At 44.3% G+C, this 221-nt stretch carries 1 protein-coding gene; it reads left to right on the top strand.

Going from position 1 to position 221, the window contains the following annotated elements:
* The coding region (locus NE668_RS10140; protein WP_256196934.1) for a hypothetical protein at window positions 1-221 on the top strand (221 nt) is incomplete at both ends.

Raw genomic sequence — 221 nt, 5'->3', positions numbered from 1 at the left:
AATGAAAAGACAACATGGAAATATCTTGACAACAACACAGATCCGGCATCCGGGCTGTCCTCGCTCACTGCTTGGACTACTCCTGATTTTAATGACTCTGCATGGAAGTCTGCCGCCGGAAAATTCGGTGCGAAAAGGGGCGCTCTTACATCTTTTAACGGATTTACTCCGACAGTTCTTTTACAGCAATATCAAGATCAAGAAAACAGCAAATGTACTCC

Source organism: Veillonella parvula (genome assembly GCF_024461875.1).
Classification (GTDB): Bacteria; Bacillota; Negativicutes; order Veillonellales; family Veillonellaceae; genus Veillonella; species Veillonella parvula_I.
The sequence above is the reverse complement of the archived record's forward strand: the minus strand, read 5'-3'. Positions and strand labels throughout refer to the sequence as shown.